The following is a 24,131-nucleotide window of genomic DNA, read 5'->3' as shown; positions in this document are numbered from 1 at the left end:
GTTATACTTCCTACTGTACAATGTTTGTAGTAAAGTTTACTTACTATTCATGGAATATTCATCAAATTTTATGCTACTCTCATTTTCCTTCATCAAGATTAGATTTATATCTTAAGATAGCTGACCAAAATATACAAATCAGTCAGAAATATCTTTTGAGCATAGTTCTATAGTATATCAAAAGCTACTAGTGAACAAGCACATGGCAATTAAAAGTTTATTATATAGTTATTTGCTGGAATTGCTAAGTATTTATACTATTAAAAGTGAGTTGACCAGCATAAAAACTAAAAAATTTCCTTTACATAAAGTTAAAAATCAACCTAAAAAAAATAGTCGAGTTTTATATATTTCAGGTGTAGCGGTGGGATTGGCGAAATCTGATCATCAACGAGGTATGGAAATAGCCAGTGGGATTGCCTGTCACCTATCAGCGATCGCTAGGGACGTTGTGAGCGTGCAAATAGTTCCTCCCGGATGGATTTATTTAGAATTAACCGATCTATTTTTAGCTGCTTGGTTACAAAGCCTCGTCAACAGCGGTGTAGGACGAGATAACGACAGGGGTCAAGGCAAAATTACCATCCAAAATCAGTCTTGCTTATTTGCTATTCAATATGCTCATGCACGCTGCTACTCACTGGTGCAGCTAGCTCACGGAGAAGGATTGATTAAACTTAAAGAACCGACGGCAGATAAAAGTCGTTTGTTCCCAGATCAGCCAATACCTTGGCTGGAAGATGAACAGAAATTCCGGCTTAATCACCCGGCTGAGGGTGAGGTAATTAGCAAGTTAGTAGAAGTGATAGACAATTTAGAAAGTCCTGATTTGTCTGGTGCAGTGAACTGGGAAAAAATATCACTGGATTTAAGTCAAGCTTTTGAGGCTTTTTGGTGTCAGTGCCGTATTTTAGGAAAAAAAGAAATTTCTTCACCGGAATTAGCCCAAGCTAGACTGGGATTAATCATAGCTACTCAATCCGTTTTGAAGCGTTTATTAGTAAACAAGTTCGGGGCTTTTGCCCCTGTGGAGTTATAGAAAAGCAAAAAATTTTTCTCCGAACTATTGACTCATTTCATCACTTCGGCTATATTGTCAGGTGTGTGAGGAGCGAACCAGCGAAGGCACCGAGACGAAACACGGCCAGTCGTCGGTGCCTTTTCTGATTTCATTGAGTTTTTTGATTAAGATAACAAAAACTTTTCCATAGCCGTCGCTGCTCCATCTTGGTCTACAGTAGGAGCTACCCATTGAGCGATCGCTTGCACACCAGAAGGAGCATTACCCATAGCCACACCAATGCCGGCATATTGGAGCATTTCTACATCATTAAAGTTATCACCAATGGTCATGACATTGTTACTTTGTAAGCCTAGGAGTTCTTCGGCTATGTAGCGCACCGCAGTTCCCTTATTCACTAAGGGGTTAGTGGCTTCAAAAAAAGTAGCAACGGATGTGGTGAGATAAAGTTCAGCTGGTGTGTATTGGCGGCGCAAATCCCCCATCAGCCAGTTGATCAATTCTGTATCTTCGCACAAAGCCAATATCTTTGTGGGTTCATGGGTGAGGACTCGGCGCAAATCCCCCACGGGAATAGGGGTAATACCGGAACGTTCTGCATAAATTCGAGTTTCTTGGCTCAAATCCCGGACGTAAAGTTGGTCATTGACGTAAAAGTGGACTGATAAAAGCCATCGCAGTTGGGGCTGTTCAAAATAGTCTAGTAGCTGATAGGCGATATCTCTAGAAACAGGCCAATGGCGATGAATTTTCTGACTAGCTGGATCTTGAATCCAGGCTCCCTGATAAGCTGTTAGTGGTAGTACTGAGTTAATTTCTTGGTGGAAGCGTAAAGCTGAACAATACATCCTACCAGTGGCAATGGCTACCTGAATTCCTTTAGCTTGCACAGCAGCGATCGCCCCCTTCACAGGTTCGCTCAACTTGTTAGAACTTCCTGAAATTGTGCCATCTATATCGAGAACCAATAATTTTATGTCCAGCATCGCCATAGCCTGAAATGTAAATGATCTTCTTGTAGTGCGAGCATCCCACTCGCAGGTTAAACCATGGGAGATGTCAAGTTTTTGATCGCAGTGTGTTTAGGAGTATTGTATTCCACACAAAAAAACCCGGTTTTCGGGTTTTCTTCCATTAAATTTGATAATTTTCCCGTAGAACCTGTTTCCAGATTTTCCAAGAGAAACACTCAACTTTTCAAAAGCCATAGTTCTCTAAGGATAACTTGACACAGTAGCCAAAAGTACCACCTATCAAAACCTTTAGAAGTTAGAAATTTTCAACCAGGCTTTTTTGCGTTGTGACAACAGACCAATTCCCGCAAATAACCCTATTCCCAGTGCAGCAGACGGTTCAGGAACAGTCTTCAAACCAACACTATCCGAATCACTGTAGTTGTATGTAATTGACAGACTTGCTTTGGCTAATGTATCCACAAAAGATGTAATATTGCCAGAACCTGACACAGATGAGTTAGCCAAGGCTGAGTATAAAAATTCTAGGTTTCCTGTGCCAGTAAATAATGCCAAATTTGATACATCAGTAAAGATTGTACTAGTGGACTGTGTAGCCGTCAGCCCAGCTACAGTATTTCCAGAAGTACCGCCAAAATCAAGTTTACCGTCAAACTTAGACACTGAATAGGATTGCTCACTCACAGGAGTAATGGGGAAGAGAGACGATAGGTCTAATTTATCCTGAGTTAAGTTGATCTCGGCACCTAATTTAACTGTCACTGTAGATGCAACTTTACTTCTATTTTCAAAACCTGCATCTCCGGTGAGGTCGCTGGTAAAGTCTAGCTGAACGCTGTTAAGTTTACCTAGGGATGGGTCAAACTTTTCAATGCTTAGAGGTGAGTTGATGATATCTGTCAGAGCGAAATCTGTAGACGCTATGCGGGTGAGTGAAGCCGCGTTGGCAGTTCCTGTAGTGACCATTATCCCCGCTAGGGTTGTGGCTGCACCCAGATATTTGAGTAGTTTAGTTTTCATAGAAAACGATGTTTTGCACCTAACGATTGTGTTATTACTCATATACATTTAAACTCACAAGTCTGTCTGGTAGTCATGATATATATACGTAAATTTGTATAAAGATTTGATTAGGAAACTTCTTTGACACTCCCCAGTCCTAAAGTCGGGGGATTTCAGCATCACTTCTATCGGCGTTACTTCCCATCTGCCCGACGGTAGCTCCACCGCATATGGCATTGATTAAACACGTGGGATACAAATGTAAATGATCATCTTGTAGCGCCAGCATCCTGCTTGCTGACAATGTACCTCTATATGCTTATGAAATACAGATTATCGACATACTACTTCATGAACCGGGAAACTGCTATGCTATTTATACGGAAATTATAATTTCCCTATCTTAGAATGCTAAGGTTACAATAGGTTTATGTCTCAAAGTTGCGATGCTCTCACCACAATACGCCCTACCTTTATCCTGGTAGATGGGCACTCTTTGGCATTTCGTTCCTATTTTGCCTTCGCTAAAGGACGAGATGGGGGACTGCGTACTAAGTCAGGGATTCCTACCAGTGTATGTTTTGGCTTTCTCAAATGTCTGTTGGAGGTGATGGAAAGAGAACAACCACAAGCCATGGCTATTGCTTTTGATTTAGGATTACCCACTTTTCGCCACGAAGCTGATGATACCTATAAAGCAGATCGTCCGGGAACACCAGAAGACTTTGTTCCTGATTTAAAAAATCTCCAGGAATTGCTAACAGGCTTTAACCTAAGTATTTTTACTGCTCCCGGTTATGAAGCAGATGATGTGCTAGGAACTTTAGCCCAACAAGCCAGCACAGCAGGCTATCAGGTGAAAATTCTCACAGGCGATCGCGATTTATTTCAACTCATCGACCCTCATAGGCAAATCACCGTCTTAAATTTTAGTCCAGATGCTCTCAAACGCTCCACAAACAGCATCACTGAGTTTAGTACAAAAGAAGTTCAGGCAAAACTAGGTTTATTACCCCAGCAAATTGTTGATTTTAAAGCCCTCTGTGGTGATAAATCAGATAATATTCCTGGTGTCAAGGGAATTGGGGAAAAAACAGCAGTAGAATTACTTAGTAAATACGGTTCTCTTCAACAAATTTATGCTTGTTTAGATGAAATTAAAGGCGCAACTCAGAAAAAACTAAGGGACGGGAAAGAAGATGCGGATAAATCCCAATACTTAGCCCAAATTGTCCTAGATGTTCCTTTAGAAGTTAATTTACAACATTGCCAATTAACAGGATTTGATACTAATGTTCTTATCCCCATTTTAGAAAAGTTAGAATTTAAAACTTTTTTAAATCAAGTTAACCAACTTCAGCAACGCTTTGGGGGAGAGATTACAGAAACCTCACCAATTCCTAACCCAGAACAATTAAACAAAGAACCACAAGAAGAAGATGACCTGTGGTTTTTCAGTCCTACGGACACAGCAGCACTACCACAGCAAGCTAGTTTACCGATTAAACCACAAATTATTAATTCTCCAGCCCAACTCACAGAGTTAGTAAAACTGCTGCAAACCTTCACCAACCCAGAAATACCAGTGGCTTGGGATACAGAAACAACCGACTTAGAACCAAGAAACGCCACCTTAGTAGGAATTGGCTGCTGTTGGGGAACAAAACCTGATGAATCAGCTTATATTCCTTTAGCCCATAAAGGCGGCGAAAATTTGAGTCAAAATCTCGTACTGTCAGCACTCCAGCCAATTCTCACCAGTGCTAGCTATCCAAAAACTTTCCAAAATGCCAAATTTGACTACTTGGTTTTTCGCTGTCAAGGAATTAAATTAGGAGGAATTATTTTCGACCCCATGTTAGCTAGTTATGTTCTTAATCCTGATACTAGCCACAACCTGAACGATTTATCACTGCGTTATTTAGGATTAAATCTCCAAAATTATCAAGATTTAGTTACCAAAGGGCAAACCATCGCTGATATAAATATTGCCACAGTGGCTGACTATTGCTGTTTGCAAGTCTACGCCACATTTCAACTCGTGGCAAAATTACAAGAGGAACTAAAAAAATTCCCGCATTTGCACAAGTTATTAGTAGAAGTGGAACAGCCCCTAGAACAAGTTTTAGCGGAAATGGAATATACAGGAGTTGCCATTAATTCAGTTTATTTGCAGGAACTTTCTCAGCAGTTAGATATAGACTTAGCTAAGTTACAAGAACAAGCAACCTCCATAGCTAAGGAAAAATTTAATTTAGGTTCCCCTAAACAGTTGAGCGTGATTTTATTTGATAAACTGGGATTAAGTACCAAATATTCCCGGAAAATTGCCACCGGATACTCCACAGATGCAGCAACATTAGAAAAACTCCAAGAAATTGATCAAACTGGATTTGTTGATGCCATTATTGAGTACCGCACCCTATCTAAATTAAAATCAACTTATGTAGATGCTTTACCGACCTTAGTACGTTCAGATACTCAGCGAGTGCATACTAATTTTAATCAAACAGTAACATCCACAGGCAGGTTATCTTCCTCTAATCCCAATTTACAAAATATCCCCATTCGCACGGCCTTTAGTCGGCAGATTCGTAAAGCCTTTGTGCCACAATCAGGATATTTAATGGCTGCGGCTGATTATTCACAAATAGAGTTGCGGATTTTGGCTCATTTAAGTCAAGAACCAAAGTTATTACAAGCATATCAGCAAAATCAAGATATTCACACAGTAACTGCTCAATTGGTTTTTGAAAAGTCAGATATTACAGCAGATGAACGCCGAATCGCCAAAACAATTAATTTTGGTGTAATCTATGGTATGGGTTCGCTGAAGTTTTCCCGTTCCACAGGCATAGATAAAACCATTGCCAATGAGTTTATTAAACGGTTTAATACACGTTATCCCCAAGTTTTTGCTTATTTAGAAAGAGTAAAAAAACAAGCGATCGCCCAGGGTTATGTACAAACCATTCTCGGTCGTCGGCGTTATTTTGAGTTTACCAATAACACTTTACGACAACTCAAAGGCACTAACCCAGAAGAGATTGACCTGAGTAAGTTAAAAAATCTGGGTGCTGACAACGCCGGTTTATTACGTTCTGCCGCTAATGCTCCCATTCAAGGATCTAGTGCTGATATCATTAAAATTGCCATGATCCGACTGGATGATGTCCTGCAGAAATATCAGGCGCGATTGTTATTACAAGTTCACGACGAGTTAGTATTTGAAGTTCCCCCCCAGGAGTGGGAAGAGTTGCAACCACAAATTAAATCAGTCATGGAAAATGCCGTATCTTTGACTGTACCGTTACTAGTAGAAGTCAGGGCTGGTAATAATTGGATGGAGACAAAATAGTTAAAAATAGTTAAAAATAGTTACATATGATTGCCCATAAACTCCCTATTTCAGATCATCCAATTGGTATTTAAACCTTCAACAATCAAACCTAGCACAACTTACCAACAAAACATAAGCCCAGATCCCCGAATTTGGCAATAGATCAGGGATCTTGCTCTCAAAAATCTCCTCAACAGAAATCTTTACTATTCCCCATTTCCTAAAGATTACTTTCAATAATCTGACGATATTCGCTCTTTTGCTTCACCCCTTTAACTTCCTTGAGCAATTCCTTATCCTTAAAGAATTGAACTGTTGGTGTTCCGGTGATGTTAGCATTTTCAGCAATATCGCCGTCTTGGTCAATGTCAATTTCTACAAAATGAATTTTACCCTCAAACTCATTCACCACCTTATTTAAGATGGGCTTGAGAGTGTGACAAGGACCGCACCCAGGAGCAATGTACTTTACCATCAGCAAGCGATCGCTTTCGTGGAATAATTTCCTCAGAGCATAACCCCCTTCATGGCGAGTGGCTTGGATATCAAATCCCGCTTCCTCCTCTGGTTCAGTTTTCTTGCTTGGCTGTTGTTCCAATTCATTAACTGCTGTAGCTGACTGATGGTGAAACTCCCTAATTAAATTCCTTGAAGATAACCAGCGTTCCGCCAACATAGCCCCCATACAGCCAGTACCGGCTGCTGTAATTGCTTGACGAAATTCATGGTCTTGCACATCCCCAGCAGCAAACACACCCTCCACACTCGTTTCTACAGAACCGTTCTTAGTGACAATGTAACCCAACTCATCTAGTTCTAGCTGTCCCTTAAATAAAGTAGTATTGGGAGTGTGACCAATAGCATAAAATAAACCCTTAGCCTCGAGTTCCCGTTCCTCCCCCGTTTGATTATTACGCACCCTCACCCCCTCCATGTGACCATTACCGAAGATATCCACCGCCTCAGTGTACCAATGCACATGGATTTTGGGGTTACTCAAAAGTCGGTCTTGCATAGCTTTAGACGCTCGCATCTCACCAGAACGCACCAACAAATTAACCTTAGAACCATATTTAGTCAAATAAATAGACTCCTCCGCAGCCGAGTCACCACCACCAATCACAGCTAACTCCACACCGTGAAAAATTGGTGTTGCGCCATCGCAAATTGCACAAGCAGAAATACCCCGACTCCAAAACTTATCTTCGCTAGGTAAACCCAAACGCTTGGCGGTTGCACCAGTAGCTATAACTATACTATGGGTTTTCACTTCCCTTTCTTGGGAATGGATGATAAAAGGACGCTGACTCAAATCAACAGACATGACATCCTCAGTGTATAACTCAGCCCCCCAGCGTTCAGCTTGCGCCTTCATTAGATCCATAAGTTCCGGCCCAGTAATACCTTCAGGAAAGCCCGGAAAGTTTTCTACTTCCGTAGTTGTCATCAGCTGTCCACCAGGTAAACCCCCCATTTCAAAGCCTTCAAATACCACCGGTTTTAAATTCGCTCTTCCTGCATAGATAGCAGCTGTATATCCGGCGGGTCCAGAACCAATAATAACCAAGTTTTCTACAGTCGGGTTAGTCATAATCCCTAAATAAACTCATAACGACTACGGTTAATATAGCATAATCGGCTCCAACAGAGCAACCAAAGAAAACATAGCAAGCCCTGCTGTGGTACTGTGTTATAAATCTAAAAATTAGGTAAATTAGCTAGTTAATCATGTGCTAAGGTGTGTTAACTAATGCTATACTTTCGTTGCTTTGCATCAGAAAACCCCGAAATTTCCCGGAGAAGTTGCCATGGTAAATATAGAATCTGAGTTACTAGAAAAAATTCGTCAGCAATTTGACAGTTCTCCCTATCCCAGAATACCCCTTGATACATCGCCTAAATCACAATCCAATTTACTTTATACTCATAGCCTAGTTACATCTTATTACCTAAGAAACCAAAAAATTATAGATACCAAAGACAAACTAATTTTAGATGCTGGATGTGGCACTGGTTATAAATCTTTAGTATTAGCAGAAGCCAATCCAGGGGCAAAAATAGTCGGTGTTGACATATCCGCAGAATCAATTAAATTAGCTCGACAACGCTTAGAGTATCATGGATTTGATCAGGCAGAGTTTCATGTTTTAGCTGTCGAGGATTTACCCACCTTAAACTACCAATTTGATTATATTAACTGTGATGAATTATTGTATCTCTTTCCCGACTTGACCGTAGCCCTAAAAGCCATGAAAGCAGTTTTAAAACCAGATGGTATTATTCGTAGTAATTTACATAGCTCTATTCAGAGAGTTAACTATTTCAACGCTCAAAAAGTCTTCACCATGATGGGTTTACTAGAAGAAAATCCAGAAGACATGGAAATGGAAATTGTCGTAGACACCATGAAAGCCCTAAAAGATAGCGTCAAACTAAAAGCAACAACCTGGAATTCCAGTTATGAAGGAGAAGACGGAAAAGAGCAAATTTTAATGAACTTCCTGTTTCAAGGCGATAAAGGTTACACCGTAACTGATATGTTTACAGCTTTGGCAGCATCTGACCTAGAGTTTATTAGTATGGTTAACTGGCGAGATTGGGAATTAATGGATTTATTCCAAGAGCCAGATAATTTACCTGCTTTTCTAGGAATGAGCTTACCAGACACCTCTATAGAACAGCGCCTACAGTTATTTGAACTACTACATCCCGTTCATCGCCTCATTGACTTTTGGTGTGGTCATCCTCACCCAGCACAGCACATCTTACCAGTTGCAAAATGGAGTGACTCTGATTGGCGAGCAGCTAAGGTGTATCTATGTCCTCAGTTAAAAACACCCCAATTCCAAGAAGACCTCATAGCTTGTGTGAGAGAAGTTCGTCCGTTTCCCATCAGTCAATATTTATCCTCCTCAGAAGGACTTGTAAGTATAGATAGCTCAACAGCACCTTGCTTAATCCCTTTATTAGACCAACCCCAGCACATGATGTCTCTAGTGGAGCGTTGGAAAAAAATTAGACCAATTGATCCCGTCACCTTAACCCCTACAGATGAGCAGCAAGCCTTTAATATAGTACAACAGTTGCTATTCAAGCTAGAAAGTCTTGGTTACCTAATGTTAGAGCCTCAAGCTTCATAGGCCACATAAATAAAAAAATTGTTTTGCTGGGGTGATATGAAACTAACTAGCAGTGGGTAAGTTATGTCCAGAACGGAAAGCCTACTTACACGACAAATAAAACACTTATGAAGACCGAACTAAAAGCCAAGTTTCTACAACACATCCTCAAAAAAAAGAAAGAAGACGAAGGTTTTACCTTAATTGAGTTGCTGGTTGTTATTATCATCATTGGTATTTTATCCGCCATTGCCTTGCCTTCTTTCCTCAACCAAGCAGCCAAGGCCAAACAATCAGAAGCAAAAACCTACGTTTCTACAGTCAACAAAGCGCAGCAGTCTTACCGAGTAGAAAACACAGCGTTTGCTGCTTCCGTTGAACCTCTGCAAATTGGTATTTCTAGTGAAACCACTGATTATAGATATACTCTTGGTGCAGGTCCCAACACTGCCAGTGTTCTCGCCACACCAAAGGATATCACTGCTCTCAGAGGTTTTTCTGGTGGTGTGGCCATTCTCGCCAGTGGACAAACCACAGCTATTGCCTGTCAGACCAAGGGAGTACAGAATGTAAACAACGTTGCTATACCGACATTAGCTCCTGCTGCAGCAACAGCCGCCGCCGGTGCATCATGTGGCGGCAATATGGAAGATATGAAATAAAGTTTAATTTTTAGTGATTAGCAATGCTAGATGAATTGAAGCGCATCTGGCATTTTTTTCACCTAATCTAGGGATTGACCGATGTTAATTCCTACATTGCTTTTAATAAAATTAACAACCACTTCCAGGTTCTGCATCATGAGTACTCAGTTAGACAATCAAATTTATTCAACTCCAACTTTGGTTAGCATTCAAGAATATGAACAGAAAATTATCGAAAATCCCCTAGAATTGACTAATTATTGGTATTTAGGATTAGCCTTATTATTGGCGGGCAGAGAAGAAGAAGCACAAATTACATGGATGACTCCTATACTAGAATTTGGAGAACAGGAGTCAGCAGAATGGCTGCAACAGTTAACAAAAATTTTAGCCAATGCTGCTCAAGAACAAGCAGCCAACTCTAACTATCAACTAGCTTGGGTGATTCGTCAACACCTGAGAGAATTTATCCCTGATGATATTAATAATCTTTTAAACATAATTGATCTAGACATTGACTTAAAAATTCAAAACTGGGAAACAAATATTAATCAATTAATTGCTATTATACCTCAACTAACACACCCCCCTGTTTTTCAGGAAGAATTATTAATTCAGGTGATTGAAAAATTAGTTCATATTGATCCTGTTACTCCCCCTCCCTGTGTTGAGCTATTGGTTGAAGCGTTTATACCTCATTTATCCACATCAAAGACTATTATTAAACTACTAAGCGGGAAGGCTGAAGCCTATTATCGGTTTTCTCTGTACCATATTTCCGTTTATTTTGCCAAATTGGCTCTCCGTTTAGAACCGAATAATTTAGATTGCATTAGAAAAGTAATTGTACCTTTACAAATTCTGGGGAATAATTATCTCAAAGAGTCTATTGATTGGGTGAAAAAATATTTAGAAATCGCTCAAGAACCAATTGCTCAAATAGTTGGTAATCATTCTTTACTAGAAGGATTATTAACTGCTTGTGAAAGTTGGCAAGAATCTGTGCAAGCCTATGAAAAATATAAACTATTGTTATCTAACATTGTTACAAATAACAGAAAACCTGAAAGTTTAATTCAAATTTTATCCGTTGGTTCCTATTTACTATACATGGAAGATAATCCCGGTGAAAATAGATTAATTCGCAATAAATTAGCTGCTTTATGTCAACAGATGTTATGGAAAAGTTTTTCCCAAGATATCGATAAATATCAAAAACGTTTTCAATCCCCTCGTCCTGGTTTGAGTGAACGTCCCTTGAGAATAGGTTATTTATCAGAATGTTTTCGCACGCACTCTGTTGGTATTTTGGCGTGGTGGTTATTAAAATATCATAATCGGCAGCAATTTGATATTTATTTATATTCTTCACGAGAGAATATTAACGACCCAAAACAACAAGCTTATAAACAAGAATTTGGTGAGCGTTTTCATCAAGAATGTCTCTCTATGGTGGGAATGGCAGATAAAATTAACCAAGATGAAATAGATATTTTGGTAGATTTAGATAGTTTAACTTCCTATGGTAGTTGTGCTATTTTAGCCCTTAAACCAGCACCTATTCAAGTTAGTTGGTTAGGCTATGATGCTACTGGTTTTCCCACGGTTGATTATTTTATTGCTGATCACTATGTTTTACCACAATCAGCCCAAGATTATTATACTGAGAAGATTTGGCGACTACCTAAAAATTATATTGGTATTGACGGCTTTATTGTGGGAACACCAACTATTAGTAGAGAATCTTTAAATATTCCTAATGACGGGGTTGTTTATTATAGTTCCCAAACCGGATTAAAACGTAATCCGCATAATATCCGGTTACAAATGCAAATTATTAAACAAGTTCCTCATAGTTATTTTCTCCTTAAAAGTCATCGTGCTAATCATCAAGATTTACAAGACTTTATCACCCCCATTGCTGAAGCAGAGGGAGTTGATTTAGAATGCTTAAGATTTTTACCTGCTGCACCCACAGATACAGAACACCGCGCTAATTTAGCCATTGCTGATATAATTTTAGATACCTACCCCTACAACGGTGCAACCACCACCCTAGAAACTCTGTGGATGGGTATACCTTTAGTAACCAGAGTGGGAGAACAATTTGCAGCCCGTAACAGCTATACCATGATGATGAATGTGGGAGTTACAGAAGGTTTAGCCTGGAGTGATGCAGAGTATATAGAATGGGGTGTAAGGTTAGGTAAAGACGAAAAATTAAGACAACAAATAGCGTGGAAGTTGCGACAGTCAAAACAAACCTCACCCCTATGGAATGGTAAAAAATTTGCCCAGGAAATGGAGAATGCTTATCAACAAATGTGGCAAAAGTATGTGGAAAAATAGGTAACAGTAAATACTTCCTAGTGACCCAGCATTCAAGTCCTGACTACCAACACACTAACATTTCTCATTTATCACCTGTTGATAAAATGCTTCTAAAGCCGTAACACAGGTTTTATCATCAAAAACACGATGGTGACTTTGACTGATTCTTTCGGCGATGCTATAGCGCCAATGAGAATCTAATCCTAATTTAACTGCTATCTCTATATATTCTGCTTCTGAATTAGCTATAGTATCAGTGATACCTAACATTTTTAAGAAAGCATAGGAATGACGACCACGCATAAATTCACCTGGACAGGTAACTATAGGTAAATTAGAGGCGATCGCACTTAAAGTTGTAAATCCTCCATTCCAACCCAAGGTATCCAAGTAAACATCACTAATTAGATATAATTGCAAAAATTCATCATGGCTTTGTCTTGGTAAGATAATACAATACTGTTCACTATCTAAACCCAATTTAGCAAATGCTTTTTGCAAACGTTGACGAAATAGATTTGTGATATATTTACCTTCTGGTGCTGAGATAAATAAAAATTTGGCATTGGTTACTTGTTTGGCGATCGCCGGGAAAATATAATCATATTGTGGTAAATACTTAAAAGTAGACTGACAACTCAAATAAACAATAGAATTTTCAGCTATCCCCCATTCTGTACGAGTTTTCTTAAGTTTAGGTAAAAGTGGCTTTTCATAACAGATACTTATATTTGGCAAGGTGATTAGGGTTTCTGAATAATGTTCTTGAGCATTTTCAGGTTCCATCAATTCACTAGATAAATAATAGTCAACTGTAGATAACCCAGAGGTTATAGGATGTCCCCACCCCATACATTGAACAGGTGCTAATCGCAAACTAGCCAGCTGTGCATCTATCGGGTTCATCCCAATGGCAGGAAATACTAAAATGTGCAGTTTATCAATAATAATTTGTTTACAAATTGCCTCTAAATCATTGGGCATATGCACAAAAGAATAACTATATAATCGAAACTGTTCTGTTACCTCATCTCTATACCCTCCAACATGATAACAGTAAACTTGGAAATTCTGGCGATTATGATTTTTAATCCATCCTAAAGAACCATTTGCACCATTATGATTATACAAATGACTAGAAACGTAACCTACTCTAATTTTCTCTCCTGGTTGCAGATGGGTAAATGGTAAATCTTTACACCATTGAGGATAATGGGCGGCCATGATTTGATGGACTATCTGCCCATACTTTCTTTGTAAATCTACATCATTTTGACATTGATATGCTAAATAAAAATTTGTTTGCTTACCAATAACCTCCAAGACATTTTTAGAATTTATCTCTGTATCTAAGTCGGGATTTTGCCCTAATGACTCTAATCCCGCCTTAAAATATTTTCTACAAGCTTCTATTTCTTCTATATCTTGGTATAGAGGAGGTAAGACCCGCAAACTGGCTATTTGAATTAGTAAATTATTTGGTAATAAATGTAATACTGATTGGCTTTCTTCAATAGCTTCTTTTGTTTTGCCTAATGCGTGTAAGCTGCGTAATAAATGTAAGTATGAGTTGTTAGCTTCAGGATTAATACTGATTACCTGTTTATACAGTTGAATAGCTTCTTCAAATTCACCTTGTTGAAAATAGGAAAATCCTTTGTAGAATAAAGACTCTAATTGACAGTTTTTTAGTTTATATGCCAAGCTTAATTTATCTAAAATATCAGCACTTTTTGGTTGAAGATCGAATGCCTTTTTATAACATAAAATTGCTCCATTAATATTGCGGTAATTTATTAAATATAAATTACCTAAGTTAAGATGTCCACCAAAATGCAATGGGTTAGCGCTAATAGCTTTTTTAAAAAAAAATTCTGCCTTATCTAATTCATTTTTTCCTAAAAAAATATTTCCTAAATTATTATAAGCATCAATTAAATTGGGGTCTAGTTTAATAGCTGTTTCATAAGCCTGTATAGCTTGGTCAATTTGGACTTTCTCTAATATCAAACCACTTGTATAATGATATATGCCTTGACGATCATCAATTTTTAACGTTTGATTTAAACAATCTAGTGCTTGTAAATATTCTCCTTTTTCATAATATAAAATCCCTAAGTTGTGCCAAATATTAGCATTACTTTTATTAACTTGCAATAGGTTTAAATATATTTTCTCTGCTTGGAGATACTGTTTATTTTTAAATAAAAATGATGCTTTTGAGGCTTGAGAATCAACAAAATTTGCTATTTCTAGTTTTGTAATGTTATTGATAGATTCTTGAATTGGGCAGTCTAAGGTCATATCATCAGATAAATCTCTGTAAATATCCCAACTTAATATTTGTATGCCATTCCATAATAAATAATCTTCATCAGCAAAATCTAACATTAATCTGGCTGCGGAATGAGTAGCAACAAAATCTCTCACAGCTTGTTGGCAAGATTGCCATTGACAATTGGTAATGATCATGATACACTGAGGACTAATGACTGTTTGAACAGCAAGTAATCCTAGTAAATAAGAACGGTAGTTTTGACTGGCATCATAAAAATATACACCGATTTTATCTGTCAATTCTTCGTTTTTAAATTCCCTAAAAAATTCTTCAAAACCTTGATAACAAAAAAATACTTGATTAGCAACATTGAATTTTTCTATATTATTCGCTAACTTTTCTAAATTGTCGCTTTCTATATCTAATTCAGAAAAATCATCCACTGCATAGGCTTTTTTATCTGGATTATTTATTAGTGCTGATATTAAACTTGCTCCTGGAAATGTCCCAATTTCACAGTAAATTTCATCTTCATCCAGACAAGATACAGCAAAATTTAACAGTTGCATAACATTAGGAGATATCATACCATTAACTTGTGTCAGGATAGATTGAAAAATGTCTGATTTAGGATGACAAGCTGCTTCTCCCCAATTATTAAATAGTTCAGGTAACTGTAGTTGAAATCTTTGATAGTCCATAATTACTATATAAATCGGTAAATTTGTTCTCAAATTCTGAGCAGAAGATGTTTGACAAGTGGGAAATTTAATTATAGTACACCTGATCCCTAATTAAAACATCCGGTCACATTTGAGCCAAGCTATCCAATTGATAACTTTCTAACTTGCTACCTGACAGTTGATCTAAAGCTACTTCATCCTCATTATCAAGAATTAATCTCCCGTAAATTCGAGGTAATAAAGATTGCCATTGGATATCTCCTAACTCATCCATAATAGAGATATTTATGGTATTATTAATATCTACGCTCTCCATCAGCAAATTCATTACTACACTGGCTAAAAACATTTCTGCATCCTCAGCAGCAATGTTACGTGCGTTAATAATTAGGGTAATTTTTTCATGTTCAGGATGAGTGGCTAATGTTTGTATTACCCCCTGTAACTCTAAACCCACTTTGTCCTCCGGTTGCGTCCAGTCAGGGAAAATGATATAGTTAATTTCTCTCAGATTCAAAAATAGCAAGGTTGCATCAACTAAAGCTTGACTAATAATCTCCGCCATTTTTATCCAAGAAAACTTTTTACACTGGTCTAAACCTGCATTAATTAAAGTATTTCTCACTGTTGGTTTTTGTACTTCACATAAAGCCTCAGCTAATCCAGTGACATCATCATCATTGACATATATTGCCGCTTCCCCTGCTACTTCTGGAATAGAAGCATTAGGACAGGTAATAACAGGACAGCCACAAGCTAATGCTTCTAAAACCGGGAGTCCAAAACCTTCATATTTAGATGGGTAAACTAAAGCCACTGCGCCTGCATAAGCTAATCTTAATTCTTCATCAGTTAATTGCAATCCATGAAAAGTACACCCTGCTGTATATTGTCGCCATTCTTGAGGTAACTGGCTACCAGCACCGGTAGCTACAATATCAAAACTTTGCTTATTGGTTAATTGACTGAAGGCTTGAAAAAATAAAATTGAATTTTTATATCCCTGTAAAGCACCCAGTAGAAAATAAGGTTTGTTGATGCCATACTTATGTTTAAAACTATTAATTTCATTTTCAGCAGCAGGAGAGAAAACAGGATCTACGCCACAGTGAGCAATGGTAATTGATTCTAAAGGTATATCAGGAAAACATTTGTTTAGGTCTTGACCTGTGTTTTCTGATATAGAAATATAGGCTGATGCGTGTTTTATGGCATGATGTTTTTCAAGCCACATATGTTCATTTAAATTGCTCCCTAATACCTCGGGAATCATATCATAGGCCATAAATACCGAAGTGGTTTCCATGGGAGTGGTATAGTAGGTAGAAATAAATAATTTCCCTTGTTCTTCTGCACATATTTTTTGCAACATTTGTTTATCAGCTTCAGTATTGTTATAATCGTAGGCTGGAATACTTCGATAACGAATACCATTAATTTGGGGTGCAGTATTGGCTCTGTCTAAAACTAATATATGCCCGGCAAATTCACTGCTTGCCCATTGTGCTAATAAACTGCGCCATACCCTGGCAATTCCTGTATTATATAATTGAAAAAATACTCCATCAATAATTATTATTGGTTGTTTAATTTGTGTAATGTTTATCGACTTAATCGATTTAGTAATATTTAACACTTGAGTGTTGAGATTTTTTTTATTAATGACTTGATTAAAATCACGCATCAATAGTGATTGTTTTTCAGGAGGGCGCAATTTATTGTTCGTTAATTTTACAAACATATCTTGGGGTAAATTTTCTCTTTCCGTCAATAAGTGTAAAGACTTGCCATTAGTATATAGTTTCAGATGGTAATTACTTGCTAATATTTCTAAGGATTTGCGCGTATATATTGAAATGTGTTGTCCTTCATGGGGAGCGTAATACCACCACTGGCCTGGTCTGGGATTATCTTCTGGTAATAACTCTGTACTAAATAATATATTAGGACATAAATCAATAATTTCTTTGACTTCTTGCCTAGGATTAGTTAAATGTTCAAATAACTCAAAAGCAGTAATTACTTCTAAATTGGCTTGAGCATTTTCCTGTAATTCAAATTCCTGGGCAAATATATTTTGACAAAACCTATCAAACCAGTAAAAATCAAAGCCTTTATCTCTCATTAACCGGACAAATAGCCCATATCCCCCTCCATAATCTAGAAACTTAGCTTCATGATTAAAATACTTGAACAACAATTTCCCAGTAATATCTGCCATTATATTATTACGATACACTAAGCCAACATCACTAATAGCGATCGCCTGAGAATAAGCTTCTTGTAACCAGTAGGGCTGTTCTGTTTGTACGAAACCACAGTTAGAACATTGAAAATAATTTACATCATATTTTTGCAACACTTTGGCAGTGGCAAAATAATGAGAGTCCGAATGGCAAATTTTACATTTTGGTGAGAGCCAGACAGGTTTTGTTGGTGTTTTGGTGGTTCTAGTGCCACTGTATTGTGTTTGTTCAGTAAAGTCATCAGCCGCAATATGTCTCTCGATGATTGGAGGATGTTGCATGGGAAAATTCATGGGTTCCACCGCCATATTAGCCAAGGGGCTATCCTTCATTGTTGTATGAGTGCCAGAACCGAACCCAAGATTAGAAACCAAGTTAACCTGGGGTAAGATAGTTAAGCCATGATTCAGCCAAAGGGTGTATTCCCAGACAAGATCCCACGGGTTTGACTTGTTATAGGTAGCTTGAAACACTCCTGACCAAAAATCAGCAGCTTGCTGGTGGGACAGTAAATCATGTAACCAACCATGATTTTTTAACTCTGGCCATAGCTCCATGGAATCATCATACTTTTTCCAAGCCCTGCGCCAAGTTGCCCAACCCCAACAATGAACATAACGAGAGAAGTAATAACTATATTCTGTTGGATTACGTCCAAATTGGAAGTTATCACCAGAAATCATCATAATGCGCTGTTCATCATCATATTTTATTAACAATTCCTGACAGTATCGGAAAAAACTATGATGGGGCAAACAGTCATCTTCTAATATAATTGCTGTTTCTACCTGGTCAAACACCCAGTCTAAACCACTACTAACTCTTTGACGACAACCTAAATTTACATCAGAGTAGTTAGTTAATACCTCACACTGCCAATCAACTTGATTAATTATGGCTCTGGCTGCGGCACATTGTTCTGCTTCCCCTGGGTGATTAAGTCTCGGTCCATCGGCGATAACTAATAACTTAGGCGGTTTTGCTTGGCGAATGGCTGCAAATACCTTGGCCGTGGTTTCTGGTCGGTTAAATATGATTAAAGCCACTGGTGTGGTTAATTGCCAATTATCGTTATCCTGTTGGCATTCCTGTAGTTTGTTTTTTATATCAGTATTGCTATTCATATAAACCTTATGTTGTGATTTTTGACGGTTCGTTTGTGGACTATTCAATAATCCCCCGGCTTTTAGATGTGAGGAGTATCAAGTATAAATTTAAATTAATTAGTTTCATATCACTATTTAGAATACCCACAAGTTCACAAAAAATATCATCTAGGCTACAGATAAAAAGTTTTTCATAAAATCTCAACCACAGGGCTTTCAGCATTGACCGAAAAATGAGAGAATAGTAAATCAACCCATTACAAAACTTTAAATACACAGATCATGGTCAAAATCCAGTTTTCTAGAGGTATTGACGAAAAAGTAATTCCAGAGGTACGCTTAACGCGATCGCGCAGTGGCGACAGTGGTACAGCAACATTTATCTTTAAAAACCCCCAAATATTAGCACAAGGTAGCACCGAAGATATTACCGGGATGTATTTAATTGACGAAGAAGGAGAAATAGTTACCCGCGAAGTAAAAGGTAAGTTTATTAACGGTAAACCAGAAGCCCTAGAAGCACTTCATCTAATGAAATCCGCCGCAGAATGGGATCGCTTTATGCGCTTCATGGAACGATATGCAGAACAAAATGATTTGGAATTTAACAAATCTGAATAGATACTGTGGATATTGACACAGTGCAAATGTGTGTCCCATAGCACTTTTGTAGGGGCAATTCATCAGTTGTCTCTACATTCCCATCCTAGACTACAAGGCTGAAAAAACCCCCAGACTCAGCAGGGGGTGATAGCTTCTTAAACTAGTTTGTTAAAAATTGGCAAAATCTTAAAAACGTGCGATCGCTAAACAAAGAATCGCCAAAATCCCAGCGATAATGTAAAATACCGCTACAACCTGCAATTCCGACCAGCCACTTAATTCTAGGTGATGGTGTAAAGGAGCCATTTTGAACAAACGCTTACCTTTACCATCCGCCCCCTTAGTAGCCTTGTAATAACTCACTTGGGCTATTACAGAAAGAGTTTCCACAAAAAATACCCCACTGAGAATAAATAGCACTACTAAACTATTAGTTAGTAACGCCACCGCAGCCAAAGCCCCCCCCAGAGCCAACGAACCAGTATCACCCATGAATACCCGGGCCGGGTTGCGGTTATGCGCTAAAAAACCCAAGCAGCCACCGCTTAATCCAGCACAAAAGATCATCAATCCAGGGTAACTTGGCGCAATGACCGCACCCAAACCCAGTAAAGCAATAGCCACAGTTCCCGCAGCTAAACCATCCACACCATCAGTTAAATTAGTAGCGTTACTTTCCGCCACCAACACAAAGCCAGCTAAAGGCCAAAATAAAAATCCTAAAGGCAGTGCAAAACTAACCCAAGGTAAGGCAATACTTGTCAAATGAGAATGTTCAGTAGACATTACCCACAGACAAAACATCACAGCAAACGCAATTTGCAAAGCCAGTTTCATCCTAGGGGATATGCCCTTATTTGATTTGCGCCGCAGAATTTGCCAATCATCCAGCCAGCCCACCAACCCATAACTTAAAGTCAAAGCAGACACAGCCAGCACTTCTGTGGCAAAATTAGACAACAAGCAGCCCGTCACCACACCCACAGGGACAAAGAATATACCCCCCATAGTAGGAGTACCAGCCTTTTTTAAATGGGCTTGGGGTCCATCTTCCCGGATCACTTGCCCTGTTTTCAGTGCTTGCAGCATTGGTATTACTAAAAAGCCCATCACACCTGAAATCAGCGCCGACAGCAACAATGGTAAAGTCAGTGACATACTTTGCCAGGGTGTTCTGTTACTTAGCCAATCTAGTATCAGTGCTGCCACACTCAGGGCCGCCATCAAACCAGAAGCTAATCTAATACCAGAAATGTTTAATCCTTGGTTAGGAGACAATTTAGCGTCCACAGAATTTCCCTTCACTCCACACTTTTAAAGTTAAGCTAAAATTAAGCTAAAATTAAGCTAAAATTCAACCATGAGAAAAATAAATTTTAACTACCACAGCACAGCAAACATGAATAGAATATATTTTTATCATGTGACTTTGGCGCTGTAGTACTCATTCTCAGCCCTGGTGGGTTAGTCTTCCTCTAAACTAACTTCACCGTCATCATCCATCTCAAAATCCTCCATTCCATCTTCCGTAGCCAAAAAATCCGATATTTCCTCTTCTGGTTCAGAAAATCCGGCTTCTTGAACATTACGCGCCACAAGGCGACCTTGAAGTTGTAACCAGTCCAACATAGAAGATTCCTGCTTTAATGGAATGACTGGTGCGCGTTGGTTGCGGGGTTGTTCGCTTAAGGGAGAATTTAACATATATACAAACCGACTAAAACGTTTATGCAACTAGACATTAAGAAGTCTATCACTGACAAGGGATAATTTAATTATTCATTCGGACCAGGCTTTAATTAATCCGTAAGCTCACATAAATATTAAATATTAAATAAAATATTTAATCCTGATCATCTTTGAGGTACTCACAATGCTTGGCAAAGCAAATCTCATGGAAGCCATGGCTGGCACAAATCGCGGTTTACTAGCAAGTGAATCACAAAAACAGGCTATCTTAGCAGCGATCGCCAACTTGGAAGACCTGAACCCCACCCCTCGTCCCTTAGAAGCAAGTAGTTTGCTTGATGGCGATTGGCGGTTAATATACACAACTAGCAAAGCTTTATTAAACTTAGATCGCCTACCTTTATGTAAACTGGGTCAAATTTATCAGTGTATCCGGGTCAACACTAGCAGTGTTTATAACATTGCCGAAATTTACGGCTTACCCCCTCTAGAAGGATTAGTTAGTGTAGCTGCTAAATTTGAACCTGTTTCCCAACAACGCGTCCAAGTTAAATTTCAGCGCTCTATTATCGGTTTAAAACGTTTAATAGATTACCGTTCCCCCCGCGATTTTATTCAGCAAATTGAAGCTCATAAAAAATTTACGGCTTTTGATACTCCCTTAAACAGTGACAAACAGCAAGGCTGGTTAGATATTACTTATATAGATAGCGACTTGCGGGTTGGCAGGGGTAACGAAGGTAGTGTGTTTGTTTTGAGCAAAACATAATTTTTTTTACTTTTTGTACGTGCGCCCAAAGCATAACCGATGATGCGATTTCTGTCAAGTAGGGTGTGACACCTATTTTGGTTTGTCCCGATAAATAACTTAACAAAACTGCTAGACAAGACCTTGAGGATGTACAGTGAAATCAATTAGCCCGATATATTCTTCATTGATTCATTAAAAAGGAAGATAGTCATGGTTCAACGTGGTTCTAAAGTTCGTATTCTCCGCCCAGAATCCTACTGGTTTCAGGAAGTAGGTACCGTGGCTTCCATCGACCAAAGCGGCATTAAATACCCAGTAATTGTCCGGTTTGATAAGGTCAACTACTCTGGTATCAACACCAATAACTTTTCCATTGAGGAATTACTTGAGGTAGAAGCACCCAAAGCCAAAGCCACAAAGCCAAAATAAGCAGCAAGGCAACAGAGCGGATACATTAGTCATTAGTCATTAGTCACCAGTCATAATGACTAGATAAAATCCGCCTGTTTAATTAGCTTAAATGCCTGAACTGCCTGAAGTAGAAATAGTCCGCAGGGGTCTAAATCAATTCACCCTGCACCAAGAGATTACGGGGGGAGATGTGTTACTGAATAGAACCATCGCCCACCCCATTTCAGTTGACCAATTTATCCCCCATCTGACCGGAAGTGCGATCGCTACTTGGCACCGTCGGGGTAAATATCTCCTAGCCGAACTCACCCCATCACCCCAGACCCATTGGCTTGGCGTTCATTTGCGAATGACCGGTCAATTACTCTGGCTACATCAAGACCAACCATTACAAAAACATACTAGACTCAGACTATACTTCCAGCATCAGCAAGAATTACGCTTTGTTGACCAACGCACATTCGGAAAAATCTGGTATGTTCCCCCTCATCTCCCAGTAGAAACCATCATCACAGGTTTAGCAAAACTCGCATTAGACCCTTTTTCGCCCTTATTTACCCTTGAGTATTTAGCACATCAACTACAAAAATCTCGTCGTTTGATTAAAACCGCCCTACTAGATCAGTCAATAGTTGCTGGATTGGGTAATATTTATGCCGATGAAGCCTTGTTTAAAAGCCGTATATTACCAACAACCCCCTGCGCTGATTTGCAAAGCCAACAAATTGAATCTTTAAGAACAGCCATCATTGAAGTTTTATCAGCCAGTATTGCAGCTGGTGGCACAACTTTTAGTAATTTCCTCAATGTTACAGGTATCAATGGCAATTATGGCAATGATGCGTGGGTTTATAATCGTGCTAGTCAGCCTTGTAGAGTCTGTGGTAATTTAATTGAACGGATCAAGTTAGCCGGGCGTTCAAGTCATTTTTGTTCTCACTGTCAGAAATAGTTGTCCATCAGGGGGTTATATTTTTTGAGCAAAAAAATTGCCCCACCGCCTCTTGGGTCAAGATAAAATTCTCAATATAAGCAACTATAAACTTACCAGGAAAACTCATGTCCGTGAAAAAAGGAGATATAGTTCGCGCCGTGCGCGAAAAATTGGAAAATAGTTTAGAAGCTCAAGCTAGTGACCCTCGCTTTCCTGCTTATTTGTTTGATAGCCAAGGGGAAATTGTAGATATTAAGGGTGATTACGCCTTGGTCAAGTTTGGCAAAGTACCAACACCCAATATTTGGTTAAAATTGGAGCAGTTAGAAGAATTTAAATAACACATCAGTCCTCATCTCCCTCCCCACACAACCAGGGAGGGGAAAAGTTTGATTGACCATAATAATTATGTCTTATTCTCCCTCTAGCCCAATCTGTGCGGAATAATACTAATCAAGCCAATCAAGCCCAAGAGATTTTGTCCAGGAAATCATGATTTTCATCATCAAGACTGCTATGGTGAGTTTTACCCCCATTTTTCACGTTCTATGCCTAAAAAACAAAGGTTTCCTCACCTAGTGGGTTCTAAATGGACAGCACAGACCAAAATAGACGGTTGGCGACACTTTCAAGTAGTTAACCGTAAAAATCAGAGTAAGTGGGTATACGCCGAAATGGTCGCCGCCTGTGATCCCAGTGTTCGTTTTTGGTTAAATGCCAAATTACTACAAGATGAATCTCAGTGGCAAGCTGGCTGGCAGTCTCTCCAAGAAATGCAACCAGTAGAATCGGAAAATTAATAAATTAATAATTTATTACAAACAAATTAATAACAGACTTAAATCATAACTCAAATGGTCTTGGCAATCCCTTGTATGTGCCAATATTCTATTATTGTTATTTATGATTGCCTAGGTAGTCTTTGTGTTCAACCTTCCATTTCAGCCCATTTAGCTGGGGATCAGCCCGGTTAAACGGTAGTTTAAATGGCTCTAAAGT

Annotated in this window: 18 protein-coding genes; 11 read left to right on the top strand and 7 right to left on the bottom strand. The window is 38.7% G+C overall.

Annotation, left to right across the window (positions count from 1 at the left end; genetic code table 11):
- The first annotated feature begins 202 nt into the window (after positions 1-202).
- On the top strand, positions 203-1,039 hold the full coding sequence (locus tag NWP17_RS05265; protein WP_280653865.1) for a DALR anticodon-binding domain-containing protein: 837 nt from the start codon (positions 203-205) through the stop codon (positions 1,037-1,039).
- A gap of 146 nt (positions 1,040-1,185) precedes the next feature.
- On the opposite strand, the gene NWP17_RS05260 is transcribed toward NWP17_RS05265, so the two are convergent.
- Entirely contained in the window at positions 1,186-2,013 is an 828-nt protein-coding gene (locus tag NWP17_RS05260; RefSeq protein WP_425332647.1) for a Cof-type HAD-IIB family hydrolase, read from the bottom strand.
- Positions 2,014-2,283: 270 nt separating this feature from the next.
- Positions 2,284-3,015 carry a choice-of-anchor E domain-containing protein gene (locus tag NWP17_RS05255; protein ID WP_280653863.1) on the bottom strand — a complete coding sequence of 244 codons (732 nt, stop codon included), beginning with the start codon at positions 3,013-3,015 and terminating at the stop codon, positions 2,284-2,286.
- 412 nt (positions 3,016-3,427) lie between these two features.
- Here NWP17_RS05255 and polA point away from each other — a divergent pair, with 412 nt between their 5' ends.
- Entirely contained in the window at positions 3,428-6,355 is a 2,928-nt protein-coding gene (gene polA / locus NWP17_RS05250) for a DNA polymerase I (RefSeq protein WP_280653862.1), read from the top strand.
- A gap of 202 nt (positions 6,356-6,557) precedes the next feature.
- Here the strand turns inward: polA and trxB are convergent, their stop codons facing one another.
- Complete coding sequence (gene trxB, locus NWP17_RS05245) at positions 6,558-7,928, bottom strand: thioredoxin-disulfide reductase (RefSeq protein WP_280653861.1); 1,371 nt, start codon at positions 7,926-7,928, stop codon at positions 6,558-6,560.
- Positions 7,929-8,145: 217 nt separating this feature from the next.
- Here trxB and NWP17_RS05240 point away from each other — a divergent pair, with 217 nt between their 5' ends.
- The 3 genes from NWP17_RS05240 to NWP17_RS05230 all read left to right on the top strand — a co-directional run bounded on the left by NWP17_RS05240 (position 8,146) and on the right by NWP17_RS05230 (position 12,449).
- Complete coding sequence (locus NWP17_RS05240; RefSeq protein WP_280653860.1) at positions 8,146-9,477, top strand: class I SAM-dependent methyltransferase; 1,332 nt, start codon at positions 8,146-8,148, stop codon at positions 9,475-9,477.
- A gap of 107 nt (positions 9,478-9,584) precedes the next feature.
- Complete coding sequence (locus NWP17_RS05235) at positions 9,585-10,118, top strand: type IV pilin-like G/H family protein (protein WP_280653859.1); 534 nt, start codon at positions 9,585-9,587, stop codon at positions 10,116-10,118.
- A 138-nt stretch (positions 10,119-10,256) separates the two neighbouring features.
- Positions 10,257-12,449, top strand: a complete 2,193-nt coding sequence (locus NWP17_RS05230) for an O-linked N-acetylglucosamine transferase, SPINDLY family protein (protein WP_280653858.1) — start codon at positions 10,257-10,259, stop codon at positions 12,447-12,449.
- Positions 12,450-12,503: 54 nt separating this feature from the next.
- Here the strand turns inward: NWP17_RS05230 and NWP17_RS05225 are convergent, their stop codons facing one another.
- On the bottom strand, positions 12,504-15,443 hold the full coding sequence (locus NWP17_RS05225; RefSeq protein ID WP_280653857.1) for an O-linked N-acetylglucosamine transferase family protein: 2,940 nt from the start codon (positions 15,441-15,443) through the stop codon (positions 12,504-12,506).
- A gap of 73 nt (positions 15,444-15,516) precedes the next feature.
- Positions 15,517-18,762: a methyltransferase domain-containing protein gene (locus NWP17_RS05220; RefSeq protein ID WP_280653856.1), complete on the bottom strand. Its 3,246-nt coding sequence runs from the start codon at positions 18,760-18,762 to the stop codon at positions 15,517-15,519.
- Positions 18,763-19,026: 264 nt separating this feature from the next.
- Between NWP17_RS05220 and psb28 the strand changes: the two genes are divergently transcribed.
- Positions 19,027-19,365, top strand: coding sequence for a photosystem II reaction center protein Psb28 (gene psb28 / locus NWP17_RS05215; RefSeq protein ID WP_280653855.1), 339 nt, complete (start codon positions 19,027-19,029; stop codon positions 19,363-19,365).
- 168 nt (positions 19,366-19,533) lie between these two features.
- Here the strand turns inward: psb28 and mraY are convergent, their stop codons facing one another.
- Positions 19,534-20,637 (bottom strand): phospho-N-acetylmuramoyl-pentapeptide-transferase, encoded by a 1,104-nt coding sequence (gene mraY, locus NWP17_RS05210; RefSeq protein WP_280653854.1) that lies wholly within the window; start codon positions 20,635-20,637, stop codon positions 19,534-19,536.
- 174 nt (positions 20,638-20,811) lie between these two features.
- Positions 20,812-21,051 (bottom strand): DUF3134 domain-containing protein, encoded by a 240-nt coding sequence (locus NWP17_RS05205; RefSeq protein WP_280653853.1) that lies wholly within the window; start codon positions 21,049-21,051, stop codon positions 20,812-20,814.
- 169 nt (positions 21,052-21,220) lie between these two features.
- Here NWP17_RS05205 and NWP17_RS05200 point away from each other — a divergent pair, with 169 nt between their 5' ends.
- The 5 genes from NWP17_RS05200 to NWP17_RS05180 all read left to right on the top strand — a co-directional run bounded on the left by NWP17_RS05200 (position 21,221) and on the right by NWP17_RS05180 (position 23,932).
- Positions 21,221-21,805, top strand: a complete 585-nt coding sequence (locus tag NWP17_RS05200; RefSeq protein WP_280653852.1) for a PAP/fibrillin family protein — start codon at positions 21,221-21,223, stop codon at positions 21,803-21,805.
- A 192-nt stretch (positions 21,806-21,997) separates the two neighbouring features.
- Positions 21,998-22,216, top strand: coding sequence for a photosystem I reaction center subunit IV (locus NWP17_RS05195; protein WP_280653851.1), 219 nt, complete (start codon positions 21,998-22,000; stop codon positions 22,214-22,216).
- 91 nt (positions 22,217-22,307) lie between these two features.
- Complete coding sequence (locus tag NWP17_RS05190) at positions 22,308-23,150, top strand: DNA-formamidopyrimidine glycosylase (RefSeq protein ID WP_280653850.1); 843 nt, start codon at positions 22,308-22,310, stop codon at positions 23,148-23,150.
- A gap of 107 nt (positions 23,151-23,257) precedes the next feature.
- Positions 23,258-23,473, top strand: coding sequence for an NAD(P)H-quinone oxidoreductase subunit O (ndhO, locus tag NWP17_RS05185; RefSeq protein ID WP_280653849.1), 216 nt, complete (start codon positions 23,258-23,260; stop codon positions 23,471-23,473).
- Positions 23,474-23,680: 207 nt separating this feature from the next.
- On the top strand, positions 23,681-23,932 hold the full coding sequence (locus NWP17_RS05180) for a TIGR02450 family Trp-rich protein (protein ID WP_280653848.1): 252 nt from the start codon (positions 23,681-23,683) through the stop codon (positions 23,930-23,932).
- Positions 23,933-24,131 lie beyond the last annotated feature (199 nt).

Origin of the sequence: Chrysosporum bergii ANA360D, from assembly GCF_029891735.1 — a bacterium.
GTDB lineage: Bacteria > Cyanobacteriota > Cyanobacteriia > Cyanobacteriales > Nostocaceae > Umezakia > Umezakia bergii.
The sequence above is the reverse complement of the archived record's forward strand: the minus strand, read 5'-3'. Positions and strand labels throughout refer to the sequence as shown.